At 74.2% G+C, this 15,002-nt stretch carries 13 protein-coding genes and 3 pseudogenes; 10 read left to right on the forward strand and 6 right to left on the reverse strand.

All coding sequences use genetic code 11. The features are described 5' to 3' along the window. Nucleotides 1-44 precede the first annotated feature (44 nt). From OG370_RS01325 to OG370_RS01340, 4 genes and pseudogenes are all read right to left on the reverse strand, one after another. The gene (locus OG370_RS01325; RefSeq protein WP_328459670.1) at nt 45-665 is read right to left on the reverse strand and encodes a hypothetical protein; all 621 of its coding nucleotides are present in this window, start codon (nt 663-665) and stop codon (nt 45-47) included. 106 nt (nt 666-771) lie between these two features. After that, nucleotides 772-1,380 (reverse strand): histidine phosphatase family protein, encoded by a 609-nt coding sequence (locus tag OG370_RS01330; RefSeq protein WP_328459672.1) that lies wholly within the window; start codon nt 1,378-1,380, stop codon nt 772-774. Nucleotides 1,381-1,399: 19 nt separating this feature from the next. Continuing rightward, nucleotides 1,400-1,807: a RidA family protein gene (locus tag OG370_RS01335; RefSeq protein ID WP_328459675.1), complete on the reverse strand. Its 408-nt coding sequence runs from the start codon at nt 1,805-1,807 to the stop codon at nt 1,400-1,402. Between the two features lie 99 nt (nt 1,808-1,906). Then, a pseudogene (locus tag OG370_RS01340) lies at nt 1,907-2,802 on the reverse strand (helix-turn-helix domain-containing protein). A gap of 245 nt (nt 2,803-3,047) precedes the next feature. On the opposite strand from OG370_RS01340, the gene OG370_RS01345 reads away from it, so the two are divergent. The 5 genes and pseudogenes from OG370_RS01345 (at nt 3,048) to OG370_RS01365 (ending at nt 6,212) form a co-directional block, all read left to right on the forward strand. Beyond that, nucleotides 3,048-3,365, forward strand: coding sequence for a carboxymuconolactone decarboxylase family protein (locus tag OG370_RS01345; protein ID WP_328459677.1), 318 nt, complete (start codon nt 3,048-3,050; stop codon nt 3,363-3,365). Nucleotides 3,366-3,468: 103 nt separating this feature from the next. Beyond that, nucleotides 3,469-3,678 (forward strand): annotated as a pseudogene (locus tag OG370_RS41390) (cupin domain-containing protein); the annotation flags it as partial. A 287-nt stretch (nt 3,679-3,965) separates the two neighbouring features. Then, nucleotides 3,966-4,988: a zinc-dependent alcohol dehydrogenase family protein gene (locus OG370_RS01355; protein ID WP_328459679.1), complete on the forward strand. Its 1,023-nt coding sequence runs from the start codon at nt 3,966-3,968 to the stop codon at nt 4,986-4,988. Nucleotides 4,989-5,064: 76 nt separating this feature from the next. Next, nucleotides 5,065-5,438: pseudogene (locus tag OG370_RS01360) on the forward strand (DUF2255 family protein). 108 nt (nt 5,439-5,546) lie between these two features. After that, the gene (locus OG370_RS01365) at nt 5,547-6,212 is read left to right on the forward strand and encodes an SDR family NAD(P)-dependent oxidoreductase (protein ID WP_328459681.1); all 666 of its coding nucleotides are present in this window, start codon (nt 5,547-5,549) and stop codon (nt 6,210-6,212) included. 88 nt (nt 6,213-6,300) lie between these two features. On the opposite strand, the gene OG370_RS01370 is transcribed toward OG370_RS01365, so the two are convergent. Further along, the gene (locus OG370_RS01370) at nt 6,301-6,984 is read right to left on the reverse strand and encodes a class F sortase (RefSeq protein WP_328459683.1); all 684 of its coding nucleotides are present in this window, start codon (nt 6,982-6,984) and stop codon (nt 6,301-6,303) included. 67 nt (nt 6,985-7,051) lie between these two features. Continuing rightward, nucleotides 7,052-7,492: a hypothetical protein gene (locus tag OG370_RS01375; RefSeq protein ID WP_328459685.1), complete on the reverse strand. Its 441-nt coding sequence runs from the start codon at nt 7,490-7,492 to the stop codon at nt 7,052-7,054. 339 nt (nt 7,493-7,831) lie between these two features. Between OG370_RS01375 and OG370_RS01380 the strand changes: the two genes are divergently transcribed. From OG370_RS01380 to OG370_RS01400, 5 genes are all read left to right on the forward strand, one after another. Continuing rightward, nucleotides 7,832-8,728, forward strand: a complete 897-nt coding sequence (locus tag OG370_RS01380; RefSeq protein ID WP_328459687.1) for a DUF3626 domain-containing protein — start codon at nt 7,832-7,834, stop codon at nt 8,726-8,728. Nucleotides 8,729-8,953: 225 nt separating this feature from the next. Continuing rightward, nucleotides 8,954-9,559 (forward strand): YdeI/OmpD-associated family protein, encoded by a 606-nt coding sequence (locus tag OG370_RS01385; protein WP_328459689.1) that lies wholly within the window; start codon nt 8,954-8,956, stop codon nt 9,557-9,559. A 260-nt stretch (nt 9,560-9,819) separates the two neighbouring features. After that, on the forward strand, nt 9,820-10,494 hold the full coding sequence (locus tag OG370_RS01390) for a DUF6000 family protein (protein WP_328459691.1): 675 nt from the start codon (nt 9,820-9,822) through the stop codon (nt 10,492-10,494). 326 nt (nt 10,495-10,820) lie between these two features. Beyond that, complete coding sequence (locus OG370_RS01395) at nt 10,821-11,897, forward strand: NAD(P)/FAD-dependent oxidoreductase (protein ID WP_328459694.1); 1,077 nt, start codon at nt 10,821-10,823, stop codon at nt 11,895-11,897. A gap of 356 nt (nt 11,898-12,253) precedes the next feature. Further along, nucleotides 12,254-14,860 (forward strand): hypothetical protein, encoded by a 2,607-nt coding sequence (locus OG370_RS01400; RefSeq protein WP_328459696.1) that lies wholly within the window; start codon nt 12,254-12,256, stop codon nt 14,858-14,860. The last annotated feature ends 142 nt before the right edge of the window (nt 14,861-15,002 follow it).

The following is a 15,002-nucleotide window of genomic DNA, read 5'->3' on the forward strand; positions in this document are numbered from 1 at the left end:
GGTGTCTCGGGCCCCGCTGTCCGGCGCCCGACCCGCACCCGGTGTCAGGATCGCCCGGCCGAGGCGTCGATCTGGGCGCGGTACCCCGCGCGCAGCGCGGCCACGGAGGAGGGCGGCGTGATGACGGTGGCCGCGCCGAGCGACGGCACGCGGCGCCGGCGCCCGTAGCCGTCGGGGCTCCACTCCACCAGCGCGTCGCCCTTCAGCAGCGCCGGGGTGCCGTCGTCGAGGAGGGCGAACACGCCGTCGGGCAGGCCGGACCACGGCAGTGCGTGCAGGCGGCGGCGGTGGGTGCCGCGGTGCAGCCGCTCGGCGTGCAACCGGCTGTTGATCGCGCGCGCGGACGGCACGGGCACGGACAGCGCGCGGCTCCAGGCGTCGCGGTACGCCGTGTAGTCCGCGCGGCGGCACTCCGCGCAGGGGCGGTGCCCGGCGGCCAGCGCGACCGCTTCGTCGTGGAAGTACAGGTACGTGTAGTGGTGCGGCCGCCACTGCGGGTTCCACCGCCCCCGGAAGTCCAGGGCGCAGGTCAGCCAGGCGTCGCTCGCGTGGAAGCGGACCACCCGGTGGCCCTCGTGCAGGATTCCCCGGTTCCCCGTCCAGGCTCCGCGCAGCGGGAATGCCGCGATGTCGCCCAGCGGTGTGACCCGGTTCCGCTCCGCCATCGCGTACGCTCCCGCTTCCGGTCCGCCGAGGCCGCTTCTGCCTCCGCTCCCCAGGCAACCACACGGCACCGACAACGCCGCCCGGCCTCGATCGGGGCGCGCCGCCTCACGGCCACGCGGGGCAGTGCCAGGCGCGGCGCTCGTGGTCGTACCTGACGAGGAACGGTTCCGCGTGCGGCAGCGGGGCGCCCCAGACCGCGCCGCCGAGGCCGCACAGGTGGCTCAGGGCCACCGTCAGGGAGGCGACGTGCCCGACGACGGCGACGGTGCCGCCCGGGTGCGCGCGGGCGATGTCGTGGAACGCGCCGGTCGTACGCGCGAGGACGTCGTGCCCGCTCTCGCCGTCCGCGACCCGCGGCTCCAGGTCCCGCTCGACCACCCACGCGTGCAGCACCTGGGCGGTGAGCTGGTGGACGGCGGGATCTCGCGAACCCTCCAGGGCGCCGATGCCGACCTCGGTCAGGGCGGGCAGCGCCCGCGGGGCGGCGCTCACGCCCGCGCCCTGGGCGGCTATCTCGCCGCTCTGGCGGGCCCGCAGCGCGGTGCTCGTGTAGATCGCCACCGGGCGTTCGGCGGCCAACACGCGGCCCGCCGCGGCGGCTTGACCGCGGCCTCGGGCCGTCAGCGGCACGCTCGGCACGGCTCCGGCGGTGCCGCTGGTGACGTTCTCCGACTCGGCGTGGCGCATGCACCAGATCCGCACCTCGGGCTTCATCCCGTGAACGTACCGCGGGTCACGGCAGCGCCGCTGTCAGATCGACCTCGACCAACTGCCCGGTGAAACCGAGCCGGTTGACGCCGAGCAGGGTGCTCGCGGTGGTGAACGCCGGGCCGATCGCCGAAGCGGTGAGTCGCCGCCAGGCCGCACCCAGGACCTCGGTGACGTCGGTGCACACGTAGATGACGGAGCGTACGACGTCGTCAGGTTCCGCGCCGACGGCGGCCAGGGCGGCCAGCGCGTTCGCGGCGACCTGGTCGATCTGGGCGTCGAGCGATCCCGGACCGACCAGCACACCGTCGGGGTCGAGCGGGCACTGCCCGGCGAGGTGGGCGGTGCGGCCGGCCTCGACCACGGTGATGTGGTGGTAGACGGGGGTCGGGTGGAGCCGGTCGGGGTTGATGCGGGTGATCCTCGGGCTCATGGCCCCGAGCCTGGCGAACGCGGGCACGGGGCGCACCAGGTTTTCCGAAGGCGCCCGAACCGGCGGTGACTGTTGCGGCGGCTGACGGCCGCGGGCGCGTCAGGGCGCGGTCTGCTCGGTTCGGGCCGCCGGTTCGGTGGCGGCCCAGGTGGCCAGGAGGGTCAGGCCGTCGGCGGAGGGGGTGCCGGGGGCGGCGCTGTAGCTGGTGAGGGTCAGGCCGGGGTCGGCGGGCAGTTCCATGGCCTCGAAGTCGAGGGTGAGGTCGCCGACGACGGGGTGGTGGAAGCGCTTGGTGCCGGTGTGGTGCAGGCGCACGTTGTGCTTGGCCCAGGCGGTGCGGAACTCCTCGCTGCGGGTGACGAGTTCACCGATCAGGTCGGTGAGGTGCCGGTCGTACGGATCGCGGCCGGCCTCGGTGCGCAGCAGGGCGACGGTGGTGTGGAGACGGAGGTGTCCCAGTCGGGGAAGAAGTCGGGCCCGTCGGGGTGGAGGAACTGGAAACGGGCGGTGTTGACCGGCCGCTGCGGTGCGTCGAACAGCGGTGCGTACAGGGCGCGGCCGAGGGTGTTGGCGGCGAGGATGTCCAGCCGGCCGTTGCGGATGAAGGCCGGGGTGCCGGTCATGGAGTGCAGGACCCGCAGCATGGTGGGGCGGACCTGGCGGCGGGCCGGGTGGGTGCCGCGGCGCGGGCCGGTACCGGCGGCGCGGGCGAGGTCGTGCAGGTGGGAGCGCTCGGCTTCGTCGAGTTGCAGGGCCCGGGCGATCGCGTCCAGGACGCTGTCGGAGACACCGGCGAGGTTGCCGCGCTCCAGCCGGACGTAGTAGTCGACGCTGACCCCGGCGAGCAGGGCGACCTCCTCGCGGCGCAGTCCCGGCACCCGCCGGTTGCCTCCGTACGCGGGCAGCCCGGCCTGCTGGGGGGTGATCCTCGCGCGGCGCGTGGCCAGGAACTCCTTGACGTCGCTCCGGCCGGCCCCGCTGGTCCTGCTGTCCATGCCCTCCAGGCTACGGCCGGCCCGCGGCGGCTGAGGGGTTCTGTCATTACCTGGAACAGCAGGTCCTTCCTCACCGGCATGACCTGCGGTTACCTCGATGGTGAAGCGGTCCGGCGACCCGGCGGGCACCGCACGGACGCCCTACGGCGGCACCACGGAGGACCCGTACGGGGAACCTGTCCCGGCGGCGCTCCGACGCCGGGACGACCTTTCGACCGATCGACCTTTCGACGCGAGGAGACGCGATGGCAGGACAGACCGCACCCCGGCACTTGGACTCGGTGGCGCCGAAGCTGGTGGAGCTGACCGACGAGGTGCTCTTCGGCGACGTGTGGGAGCGGCCCGGCCTGTCCGCGCGCGACCGCAGCCTGGTCACGGTGAGCGTGCTGGCCGCGCTGTACCGCACCGAGCAGCTCGGCTTCCACCTGAAGCTGGCGAGGGACAACGGGCTCACCCGCGAGGAGCTGGGCGAGGCGCTGTCCCATTTGGCGTTCTACGCCGGCTGGCCGGCCGCGATGACCGCGGCGAACCGGTTGCACGCCCTCGTCGAGGACACCGCCTGAACGGGCGCGCGCCGGTGCGGGGCCCGTCCCCGTACCGCAGGCAGCGCCCGTAGCCGCGCCCAATCCGCACCCGCACTTGAAAACCCGCAGGGAGAACCGTCGTATGGAACTGCTCGCCGCACCCCCCACCGCCAAGCTTCCCGGGAAGTGGTTCACCGGCGACGCGTGGGCCGATGTGGTCCACCGCGGCGAGGAACCCTCCCGGGTGCGCGCGAACACGGTGCGGTTCGCGCCCGGCGCGCGGACCGCCTGGCACTCCCACGGCCTGGGCCAGACCCTCTACATCGTCGAGGGCATCGCGCTGATCCAGTCCCGGGGCGGTGAGATCCTCCAGGCGCGTCCCGGGGACGTGGTCTGGACCCCGCCCGGGCGAGGAGCACTGGCACGGTGCCGCCCCCGACCGGTTCATGGTGCACCTCGCACTGTGGGAGACCGACGACGTCGACTGGCTGGAACACGTCAGCGACGCCGAGTACGCCGGGCCCCGCGCGGGTACCCGCGCCTGAGTGGGCGACCGGCCCCCGCGGCTCCCTCGCCGCGCCCCCTCCGCAACCCCCGAAACGCAACCCCGAAACGATCAAGAAGGCAGGGTAGATCATCATGCGTGGAGCCGTCATCCACTCCCCCGGTGACGTGCGCCTGGAACGGCGCGACGACCCGACGATCGTCGAGCCGACCGACGCGGTCATCCGCACCGTCGCCACCTGCGTGTGCGGGTCGGACCTGTGGGACTACCGCGGCGTCAACCCCGTCACCGGGCCGACCCCGATGGGCCACGAGTACGTCGGTGTCGTCGAGCAGGTCGGCGCCGACGTCGAGCTGGTCAAGCCGGGCCAGTTCGTGGTCGGGTCGTTCTTCGCCTCGGACAACACCTGCCCGAACTGCCTCAACGGCTACCAGAGCAACTGCCTGCACCGGGTGCCCGTCGGCGCCATCGGCTCCCAGGCCGAGTACGTGCGCATACCGCTGGCCGACGGCACCCTCGTCGCCACCCCCGAGCTGCCCGACGACGCGTTCGTGCCGAGCCTGCTGGCCTGCTCCGACGTCATGGGCACCGGCTGGTACGCGGCCGTGGCCGCGCAGGTCAGGCCCGGGCAGACGGTCGCGGTCGTCGGTGACGGCGCGGTCGGCCTGTGCGCGGTGATCGCCGCGAAGGAGCTCGGCGCGGAGCGGATCATCGCCATGAGCCGGCACGCGGCCCGGCAGAAGCTCGCCACCGGGTTCGGCGCCACCGACATCGTCGCCGAACGCGGCGACGAGGGCGTGGCCCGGATCAAGGAGATGACCGGCGGCATCGGCGCCGACGCCGTCCTGGAGTGCGTCGGCACGCAGCAGTCGATGCAGCAGGCCCTGCGCTCCACCCGCCCCGGCGGCAACGTCGGCTTCGTCGGCGTCCCGCACGGCGTCGCCGTCGACGGCACCGAGTTCTTCTTCTCCCACGTCGCCATGCGCGGCGGCCCCGCCCCGGTCCGCGCGTTCCTGCCCGACCTGATCGAGCGGGTGCTGTCCGGCCGGATCGACCCCGGCAAGGTCTTCGACCTCACCCTGCCGCTGGACCAGGTCGCCGAGGGCTACCGCGCGATGGACGAACGGCGCGCCGTCAAGACGCTGCTGCTCCCCTGACCGCACCCGACCCCGTACAGCCCCCGCACCCGCATCCGTACCCGCATCCCACGCCGACCGAGAAGGAGCCGACGCCATGACGAGCTGGCCGCACGACGAACTCCAAAGGATCGGGGAGGCCGACGAGTTGGCGATCGCGCCCGCACGCACGAACGGCACCCGGCGCGCACCCACGACGATCTGGGTGGTCCGCGACGGCGACGAGCTGTACGTGCGGGCCTACCGCGGCCGGCAGGGCAGCTGGTGGCGCGCCGCCCGGGCCGGCCAGGCCGGATCAGCGCCGGCGGGGTGGAGCGCGACGTCGCCTTCGCGGAGGTCGACGACCCGACGCTCAACGACCGGGTGGACGCCGCCTACCGCGGCAAGTACGGCTCCTCCGGGCCGTACGTCGCAGCGATGGTGTCGGAGCAGGCGCGGGCCACCACGCTCGCGGTCCGCCCGCGCCCCTGACCGCTGGCTCCCGGCGCAGAGTTCCCGCCGCCGGTCACTCCCACCGTTACCGCCGGCAGGTCCGTACCGTACGAACCGCACCCGCACCCCACACCGCCTGGAGAAGCCGTGACCACCATCGCCATCATCGGAGCCGGCCCCGGTCTCGGAGCCGCCGTCGCACGCCGGTTCGGCCGCGAGGGCTTCGACGTCGCCGTCATCTCGCGCGCCCAGGAGCACGCGGACGCCCTCGCCGCGGAGCTCGGCGGGGAGGGGGTGACCGCGCGGGGCTTCGCCGCCGACGTGCGCGACCCGAAGGCGCTGACCACCGCGCTCGACGCCGCCGCGGCCGCGCTCGGCACCATCGAGGTGCTCCAGTACAGCCCGGTCCCGCACCGGGACTTCATGAAGCCCATCCTGGAGACGACGGCCGCCGACCTGGTCGGGCCGGTCGAGTTCTCGGTCTACGGTCCCGCGACGGCCGTCGGGCAGGTGCTGCCGGGCATGCGCGAACTCGGCCGCGGCACCCTGCTGTTCGTCAACGGCGGCAGCGCCGTCCAGCCGCTCCCCGAGCGCGCCGGCACCTCCATCGCCTTCGCCGCCGAGAGCGTCTACGCCCAACTCCTGCACGACACCCTCGCGGACGCCGGCATCCACGCCGCCCAGCTGATCATCCCCGGCGCGATCACCCCGGGTGACCCGCACAACGACCCCGAGATCCTGGCCGACACCCTGTGGTCCCTGCACCACACCCGCGAGGGCTTCCGGCACTTCGCCTCGCCCCTGACCACCTGACCACCTGGCCGCCTGAATGGGGCCGACCCGGACCACCCGGATCACCGGGCCGACCCGGGCCGTCCTGACCCGGACGTCGCCCGCTGGATCAGGGGCGGGTGCCGGTGAGGTGGGCGTAGGCCACGACGTTGCCCTCGTACTCCTGGCGCTTCTTGTCGAACCCGCCGCCGCAGGTGATCAGGCGCAGTTCGGGGCGCGCGGAGTTGCCGTAGACCTCGCGGTCCGGGAAGGCGGCGGCGCGGTAGACCTCGACGGCGTCGACGGTGAAGACCGCGGTACGCCCGTCGGCCCGCCCGATCTCGACCGTGGCGCCCCTTCGCAGCGCCCCGAGGTCGTAGAAGACGGCCTTGCCCTGCTCGGTGTCGACATGGCCGGCCACGATCGCCGTGCCGACGGCGCCGGGCGCGGTGCCGTCGCGGTACCAGCCGGCCAGGTTCCGGTCGCCGTCCGGCGGCGCTTCGAGCCTGCCGTCGCGCTCCAGGCCGAGGCCGGTCATCGGTGCGGCCACGTGGATCGCGGGGATGCGTACGGTCGTCGGCGCCGACGGGGGCAGCGGCGGGGGCGGCGCGGCCGTGGGTGTCGGGGAGCCGGTGGCGCCGCGGGCCCCGGACCTTGCCCCGAACGCCTGCGCGGCGCCCGGCTGCGGCGGCGGGGTCCGCGACCGCGCGCCGTTGCCGATCAGGGTGATCCCCAGGGCGATCAGCACCGTGGCCAGCGTGGTCAGCGCGATGCGGCGCGCGGTGCCGCCGGGGGTGGGGGTGCGGTCGTCCATGGCTGTGCCTGCCCGGTCTGCTCGCCTGGTCTGGTCCGCTCGCTCGGTCCGCTCGCTCGGGTGACCGTCAGGCGGTGCTGCCGCCGCGACGGCGGCGCAGCATCAGCGCACCGGCGCCCACCGCCACGATCAGCCCGGCGCCTACGGCGATCTCGGTGCCGTCGACCCCTTCGCTGGTGCTGCCGGCACCGGTGTGCACGGCACCCGAGGGGACCTTGGCGTCCGGGCACACCCGGGCCGCGGAGGAGGCCGTCACGTTGACGTTGTTCTCCAGCGAGGACAGGTTGTCCCGCTCGGCCTGGCCGGGGTGGCCGCCGCCCGCGACCTGCTTCTTGTAGTCCGCCAGCGCCGCGTCGTAGTCCGACTGCGCCTTGTCCGCGGCGGCGACCGCCTTCGCGCACGCCGGGGTGGTCCGCGGCAGCGCGGGGGCGGCGTGGGCGGCCGGCGCGGCCAGCGCGATGCCGGCGGCCAGGACGGCGGCGCCGAGCAGGGTGGTGATCGCACGCATGGGTCTCCTCCAGAGGACTTCGAACGCGGCGCCGCTGCGCACCGCTCGTGGTCGCTCGCTCACAGCCGTCACACAAGTTCAGGCGGTGCGGCGCCGCATCCGGGGGCGTGCGCCGACCGGGCGCTCCGCGTCGCGTGTCACCTGCGCGCGTCCGGCATCCGCGCAGCTCAGTGCGGGATCGTGGGAGCGGGCGGGCGACCGCTGGGGGCCGGCTCCATTCGGGTGACACCCCGTTTGGGTGCACGAAAGGGCGGCCCCGGTGGGTTCGTGCGGCCGGGCTGCCCACCGTGGGCGCCGCAATTCCCTTGCGTACGGCGGCCGGCCCGGCAGACTACGGGGATGACGATCAGCGACCCGCCGTCCACTCCCGCGCAGCGGGCGCTGCGGCACGTCGAGGAGCGCTCGGCCGGCGGCCCGGTCGACCCCCGGCTGCGGGTGACGCTCAACTTCCACCCGGACCGGGCGTACGACGGCCTGCCGATCCTGGCCCGGCTGGCCGCCGACGGCGTGTACCGCTCCCAGTTCGTGACCGGCACCAGCAACGGCGGCCTGACCGCGCGTCCGGGCGGCGACCGCTGGCGCTGGGAGAGCCGGATCTTCGGCGGGGCGTACGACGACGCGCCGCCCGAGCAGCGGCCGGTGTACGGGGCGCTCGACTTCCGCCGCCGATCCACCGGCGGAGCGCCGCGGTTCGGCTCGGCGCACTTCCGGCTGACCCCGGGCGCCGTCGCCCGGACCACGTTCTGCTACCCGGACAGCTTCTGCGAGCCTTCCGACTTCGGCGTCGCGGGCCGCATGGCGCTCATCGCGCTGGCCGAGGCGGACGACAAGGACGCGCTCGACGACTACGTCGAGGCCCAGGTGCACGGTCCCGTCCTGCTGGCGCGGGACGTCGAAGCCCTCGTCCTCGACGCCTGCTACCGGAACACCGCGGTCGAGGAGCAGGCCCGGGCGCTGCCCTGTCCGCTGGAGTGGCACGCCGGATTCCGGCTCTCCGTCGCGGAGTTGCGGCGCCATCCCGACTACCGGGGGCCGCTATTTATGGAGTTGGGCACCCGGATCGCGGTCGACGGGCAACTCGACCCCGCGATCATCGCGGCGGCAGCCGCCACCGGCACCCACGACCCGCAGGACCTGAAGAAGGTGTGGCACTACCTGGCCCGCTTCGGTGCCCCCGCGACACGGGAAGCCGCCCCGCTCCCCCGGGACACATCGGCCGCGAGCGCCCCCCACTGAGCTTGAACTCGTGATGTCCGGCGGACCGTTGCGGACGTCGACGTGAGCCCGGACCTGCTGCACCGGGTGACCCAGGGCAGCGGCGAGGACGGTCAATGCCTCGCCACGCGGGCCTGCGTGCGGAAGGCTGCCGTCAGGGTCGGCCAGGACCGATGCAGATCCCGTGCGGCCTGGATGACGGTGGGGCCGGCATGCCGCATCCGAGGCCGTGCCGAATGCCTCACGATGATCGGCCGGGTGTGGTTCGCTGCTGGGGTGACTCAGGACTTGGAGATCGTCGCATTCGAATCCGCCGAGGCGTTCCAGGCATGGCTCGGCGAGAACCACGCCGTCTCGCCCGGCATCTGGCTCAAGCTTCGCAAGAAGGGCCCCGGAGTCGCCGCGCTGGACTACGCCCAGGCGCTCGACGTGGCCCTCTGCTACGGCTGGATCGACGGCCAGAAGGCGAAGTTCGACGACCAGTGGTGGCTCCAGCGGTTCACCCCGCGCAAGCCGCGCAGCAAGTGGTCCAAGGCCAACCGGGACAAGGTGGCCGCCCTGATCGAGCAGGGCCGGATGCGTCCGCCGGGACAGGCCGAGGTCGACCGCGCCAAGGCAGACGGCCGCTGGGAAGCGGCCTACGACGGCGCGAGGACCGCCACGGTGCCGGACGACCTCAGGGCGGCACTGGCCGCCGAGCCGGCCGCGGCGGAGTTCTTCGAGACACTGGACCGGCAGAACCGCTACGCGGTCCTCTACCGGATTCATGACGCCAAGAAGGCCGAGACCCGGGCGCGCCGGATCGAAAAGTACGTAGCGATGCTGGCGAAGCGCGAGAAGCTGCACCCGTAGTCAGGATGCGGTTCGGCTGCGGACACTGCGGCGCCGGGATCGCCATGTGAGACCCCGAACGTGCCTGGTTCAGCGGCATCCTGCTCGATGCTCGGGTGGCCGCCCCAGCGAGAGGCCGCGCGGCATCCCGCGATGGTTTGCCATGGGCGTTGTTTGATGGTGTGGGGCACCGTGGTGGTCGGCAAGCGGTAGGGGGCTTTGTGGTCAAGGCAATTGGGGGGTACAGGTCGCGTTTCCGTGCGGCGGCGTGGATGGTCCGAGTGGACCTTGGCGGTCTGCGGGACTACACGGCGACTTTCCTGCGCGGGAGGTTTGGCAGCCCTGAGCACCGCTACCTGCATCGATTGATCCGGCGCTATGTCGGCCACGGCGGTCGTTATCTGCACCTGCGCGGCGAGGTGCTGTGCTGGCCGCGACCCCGGCAGCGGCTCTTCCAGTACCGGCTGCGCCGGTCCGCGCGCAGGGCCGGCACTCAAGATCTGACGTCGCTTCTGGACACGGGAGGCTGGCGCGAGCAGTTGGCCGCCTCGTGGCTCATCGCGGTCGGACGGCGCGCCGACCTCCGCGACCGAATCGCCCAGGACCTGCAAAGCGGTACCGCGTGCGGGTACGGCTGGGACTACTGCACGGCTTTGGCCCGCCTCGGCACAGAGCAGGATGCGGAACTGCTGCGGAGCTACCTGGACCAGACCCTTCTCGTTCCCCGTCCCCTGGACGAGGACGACGAATCGCACTGCCAGCGGCGGGCCATGGGGGCGCTCCTGTATCTCGACGGCGTGCTCGGCACCAGCTGCGCGCAACCGTTCCTCGCTCCAGGCGGGTTGTGGAGGCAGTGGTCCGGTGAGGACAGTTCGAACTCCTTGGAAGAGGAGCGGGAGTTGGTGGCACAGTTGGTGGCCTTCGCAGCAGGCAGGAGACCGCTGATCAGGACATAGGTGCGAGGGATTCCCCGGTACCGGGAGGACGTGGTGAGCGGAGAGCGGCCGAGTCACCGACCCGACTGAGGGAGACCCGAATCCGGGGCGGACGCTCTGCACGCATCGGTTCGCTGGGGTGGCCAAGGTTCGACCACCGCACCCCCGAACGAGCAGGCACGACGTCGCCGCCCATCCCACCGCCCAGCACCACCAACCCGGCGAGCCTTTCCGGTCAGAGGACGGGCGCCGGCGATTGGCCGTCATCGAGGGCGGGCCGGTATCCCGCTTTGCCGGAACAGCACACCCCTTTGCTCATGTGACCGCGGTGCGCGCAGGGTGGGGGCATGAGCGAGCGAGAGATGGCGCGTGTGGACGGGACGACCTGGGACGTCGTGGTGATCGGGGGTGGGACGGCCGGGCTGTCGGCCGCGTTGAACCTGGCCAGGGTGCGCCGGTCGGTGCTGGTGATCGACGCGGGCGAGCCGCGCAACGCCCCGGCGGAGGACGTGGGGGTGCACGGTCTGCTCGGGCGTGAGGGGATCTCCCCGCTGGAACTGCTGCGCCTCGGCCGCGCGGAGGTCGCCTCCTACGGTGGCCGGGTCGTCGCGGGGCGCGTCAGCCGGATCGAGCGGCGCGACGACGGTTTCGGCGTGATCACGCAGGACGCGCGGGAGGTGCGCGCGCGGCGCTTGCTGGTGGCCACGGGCCTGGTCGACGAACTCCCGGACGTGCCGGGGCTGTCGAAGCGGTGGGGGCGTGACGTCCATCACTGCGTGTACTGCCACGGCTGGGAGGTCCGCGACACGAAGATCGGCGTGCTGGGCAGCTTCCACCAGGCACTGATGTTCCGTCAGATGTCCGACGACGTCACGCTGTTCCCGAACGGCGGCCCCGAACTCACTGACCAGCAGTGGGAACAACTGGCCGGCCTGGGCGTCGCGGTGGTGGACGGCCCGGTGACCGGTCTGCGGATCGACGACCAGGACCACCTCGCCGGGGTCCTGCTCGGGTCCGGCGCGGTCGTGCCCGTCCGCCACCTGGTGGTCGCCCCCTCCTTCGTCGCGCGCGCCGGGTTCCTCGACGGCCTGGACCTGCCGCTGCGGGACCATCACCGGGGTGTGGGCGAGCAACTCGCCGTGGACGCTTCCGGGTTCACCGGAGTCGCGGGCATCTGGGCGGCGGGCAACGTCAGCGACCTGCTCGCGGGTGTTCCGGCGGCCGCCGCCGCGGGAGTCGGCGCCGCGGCCGCGATCAACATGGACCTCCTCACGGCCGACGCGGAACGCGCCGCGGCCCTCCGCACCCCGCCGCAACACACCCCGCACGGCGCCGCGTTCGCCCCGGCAATGGAGGCGGAAGTCTCCCGCCGCACCCTGGGCACCCGTGTCCACGGCCTCGACTCCCCCACGGCGGAGGTCTGAGGAGGCACGCACGCGTGTGACCGGTGCCCTCGCGGCAGCCGTTCACCCGGTCAAGCCGTCCAAGTACCGCTCGGCGAGGGCCCGCACACGGCGGTACGCCACCTCGTCGGGCGGCCGGCGGGGAGGCGGTCGCAACTACCCTGTCCGTAGGGGATCTCGGACGGCTGCGGCGGGTGTGACACCGGTGTCGAGGGGAAGTCATACACCTGCGTTATTGTGCGGAATCACGCGATGGTCGCGTTCATGGGTACATATCGGCGAGCAGGATGCGGTGACGGTTGGTGAGACGGTGGATCGGCACGCGTCCGCGCCGTGGGGCGGACGGCGGACGGCGGGACGCGGAGGGTGCCGAGGCGGTGGGCGGGGCGGCGGGCGCGGGGCCCGGCTCCGTGGACGCGGTGGACCCGGACGCCATCCACGTCGAGGAGATCGACGGCGTCCACGTGGTGCGTACGGTGGGCGAGCCCGCGCCTGACCCGATGTCGATCGCCGAACTCGGCTACGCCATGGCCGCGCAGGACGGCACCACGGTCACCGTCGTGGTCGGCACCGAGAGCGAACGGGCCTGGTCGGGCCTGGAGGAAGTGCTCCACGGGCAGCGGCCCGGCTCGTTCCGCGAGGTGCTGCTGGTGCTGTCGCACGGCGCCACCGCCCGCGCGGACCGGCCGGCGGTCGCACGCAGGATCGTCGAACGGTGGGGTGTCCGCGTGGTCGCGCCCGACGGGGCGGCGCTGCTGGTGCCGGGCGGCTCGCTGTTCGTGCCGCGGCGCCCGGAGGACCCTGAGGAGACCGGGAGCGGCGCCGGAGCCGGCCGGAACCGCGGCTGGTGGCGGTTCGCCCCCGAGGGCGAACCCGAGCCGCTGGGACGGCAGTTGCCCGCGCCGTCGTGGCAGGCTGACCTGGACCGGCTGTCGGGGACCACGACCGGGGAGACCGCGATCCACCGGATTCCGGCGGGCGTGGCGCTGCGCCCGCTCGACGCACCCGCTCCGCTGCCCGGCGACCTGGCGTTCGCCGTACCGGTCGGCCCGGACCGGCCGGTGGTGCTGGTGGGCGCGCCCGGCGACGAGGTCGAGCTGACCCCGCACGACGTGGTCGGCGCCCTGACGCCGCTGCCGCCGCCGATACGCTCGGCGATCCGGCTCGCCCCGGGCGGCAACAGCGACCTGCTCGCAGCCGGACAGCTGGCCGCGGACACGTTCCGCATCGAGGTGGAGGTGCTGACCGGCGCGCCACTGATGACCGACGGCCTGTCACCCGACGGCGACACGCACCAGGTGCGCACCGTACTGATCGGACGGGACGGCACCCCCGCCTGGCGCCCCTTCGTGGAGTCGGTCGTGTGCCGCCCGCAGCTCGACGGCCCGCCCGTACCGCCGCTGCTGCTGCGCTGGCAGCCCCCGCTCAGGGGCGTCGGATCGGCGCGGACCGGGGTGCTGCGGCTCTCCGAGTCCTGGCAGGTCGCGGTGACCAGGGCCGGGCTGCGCGTGACCCGGGTGAGCGGCACGCCGATCGCACTCGCCGAGCGCCCGGTCGACGCGGACGCGCCCGCGATCGAACTGGGCACGCCTGGCCGCCCGTTGGGCTCCTCCGCACTGCCCGCCCTCCGTACGCTGCTGGCCGCGCTCAGCCCGGAGGTACGCGAACGCGCGGTGCTCCACCTCTACGGCGACTGCGGCACGGAGCAGGCGCGCGAGTTGAGCCGGGTGCTGTCCGAGCACGGCGTCAAGCGGCTGCGGACCAAGCCGCCCCAGCCTGCCGCGCGCCGCCCGGCTCCCCCGGCCCGGCCCCGCCCGCTCCCGGCGGCACCGGCGGTCCCCGCGCTCCCTGCGCCCGATGGGTCCCGCCAGGGGCCCGGGCCGCGGCTGCCCGCCCGTCCCTTGCCGCCCCGGCCGCCGGGCGCCGGTCAGGCAGGGCCGGTGCCGGTTCCAGTTCCGGCACCGCCCCCGGCACCAGTGAGCGCGCCTCCGCCTCCGGCCGCACCCGCACTCGTGTCGGCCCCCGCGCCCACACCCGCGCCCGACACCCGAAGTGCCGTACCCGGCAAGGCCGTCGAGCCGTCCACGGCGCCCCGGCCCATACCACCGCGGCCGCCGGCCGGCACGGCTCCCCCGGCGCCCATACCGCCAGGACCCGTACCGTCAGAACCCGCACCGCCGGCGCCCGTACCGCCCGTGGTGCGACGGCCGGTGCTGACACCGTCGTTCGGCCTGGGCCACCGTAGTTCCGCCGCCCAGCGCGAGGCGTTCCGGGCTCTGGTGCCGGACGAGGTCTGGCGCGGGCAGGAGGAGGCCGTCGAGCGGATGCTGGGCCGTGCGGCCACCGAGGAGATGGGCAAGTGGGCACCGCATCCCGTCGACGTGCTGGCCGTCCACCTGTACCTCACCACGGGGGACGGCCCGCTCGGCCACCTCGCGCTCGGCGCCGCCCTGCGCGCGGGCGACCCGCGCGTGCTGCCCTACGCCGCGTGCCTCGCGTCGGGCCTGGGCCGCATGGTGCCGTATCGGGGCCCCGCGTTCAGGAGCGGTGACGCGATGGCGCCCGAGCGGACCGTACCCGGCGGGCTGCTGCGCGCTCCCGGCCCGGTCAGCGCGTTGACCGCGAACCTGCGCGGCCCCACCGCGACCACCCGGTACGCCGTCTGGTCCGAGAACGGGCGACGGGTCCGCCTGGAGCGCGGTGGCGCCCAGCCGCGCACCGGCGGCGCCGCGGAGTCCGCGGACGAGGTCGTCTTCGCGCCGGGCACGACCTTCCGCGTGCTGGACATCCGCGAGGTACGCGGGTCCGGCGTGGTGCTGCTGCGGGACGTGACGAGCGGCGCGGGCTCGGGCACGGCGGCCGAGCAGGACCGGGCCGCGCTGCTCGCCCTCACCGAGGCGCTGGACGAGGGCGTGCCGTCCGGCAGCAGGGGCCGGGTCCGGCGCTGGCCGGCGCGCTGCTCGGGCCCCGCGGGCTGGGAGTGACGCCGAACTGCCGCCGAGGAGAGCCCTGGTGCCGTTCCTCGGTCGGCCGCCGATCGGGCCGGTGGCCGGGGTGACCGTAGCGGCGGCGGCGAGGCCGGTCAGCTCGGCGCCGGCACCCTGCTCGGCGACCTGGACGCCGTCG

The organism is Streptomyces sp. NBC_00448 (genome assembly GCF_036014115.1).
Lineage (GTDB): Bacteria > Actinomycetota > Actinomycetes > Streptomycetales > Streptomycetaceae > Actinacidiphila.

Bases quoted from the DNA above. Each gene is read 5' to 3' on its own strand.
- OG370_RS01325 (WP_328459670.1), bottom strand. From the start codon at position 665: ATGGCGGAGCGGAACCGGGTCACACCGCTGGGCGACATCGCGGCATTC.
- OG370_RS01330 (WP_328459672.1), bottom strand. From the start codon at position 1,380: ATGAAGCCCGAGGTGCGGATCTGGTGCATGCGCCACGCCGAGTCGGAG.
- OG370_RS01335 (WP_328459675.1), bottom strand. From the start codon at position 1,807: ATGAGCCCGAGGATCACCCGCATCAACCCCGACCGGCTCCACCCGACC.
- OG370_RS01345 (WP_328459677.1), top strand. From the start codon at position 3,048: ATGGCAGGACAGACCGCACCCCGGCACTTGGACTCGGTGGCGCCGAAG.
- OG370_RS01355 (WP_328459679.1), top strand. From the start codon at position 3,966: ATGCGTGGAGCCGTCATCCACTCCCCCGGTGACGTGCGCCTGGAACGG.
- OG370_RS01370 (WP_328459683.1), bottom strand. From the start codon at position 6,984: ATGGACGACCGCACCCCCACCCCCGGCGGCACCGCGCGCCGCATCGCG.
- OG370_RS01375 (WP_328459685.1), bottom strand. From the start codon at position 7,492: ATGCGTGCGATCACCACCCTGCTCGGCGCCGCCGTCCTGGCCGCCGGC.
- OG370_RS01380 (WP_328459687.1), top strand. From the start codon at position 7,832: ATGACGATCAGCGACCCGCCGTCCACTCCCGCGCAGCGGGCGCTGCGG.
- OG370_RS01385 (WP_328459689.1), top strand. From the start codon at position 8,954: ATGATCGGCCGGGTGTGGTTCGCTGCTGGGGTGACTCAGGACTTGGAG.
- OG370_RS01395 (WP_328459694.1), top strand. From the start codon at position 10,821: ATGAGCGAGCGAGAGATGGCGCGTGTGGACGGGACGACCTGGGACGTC.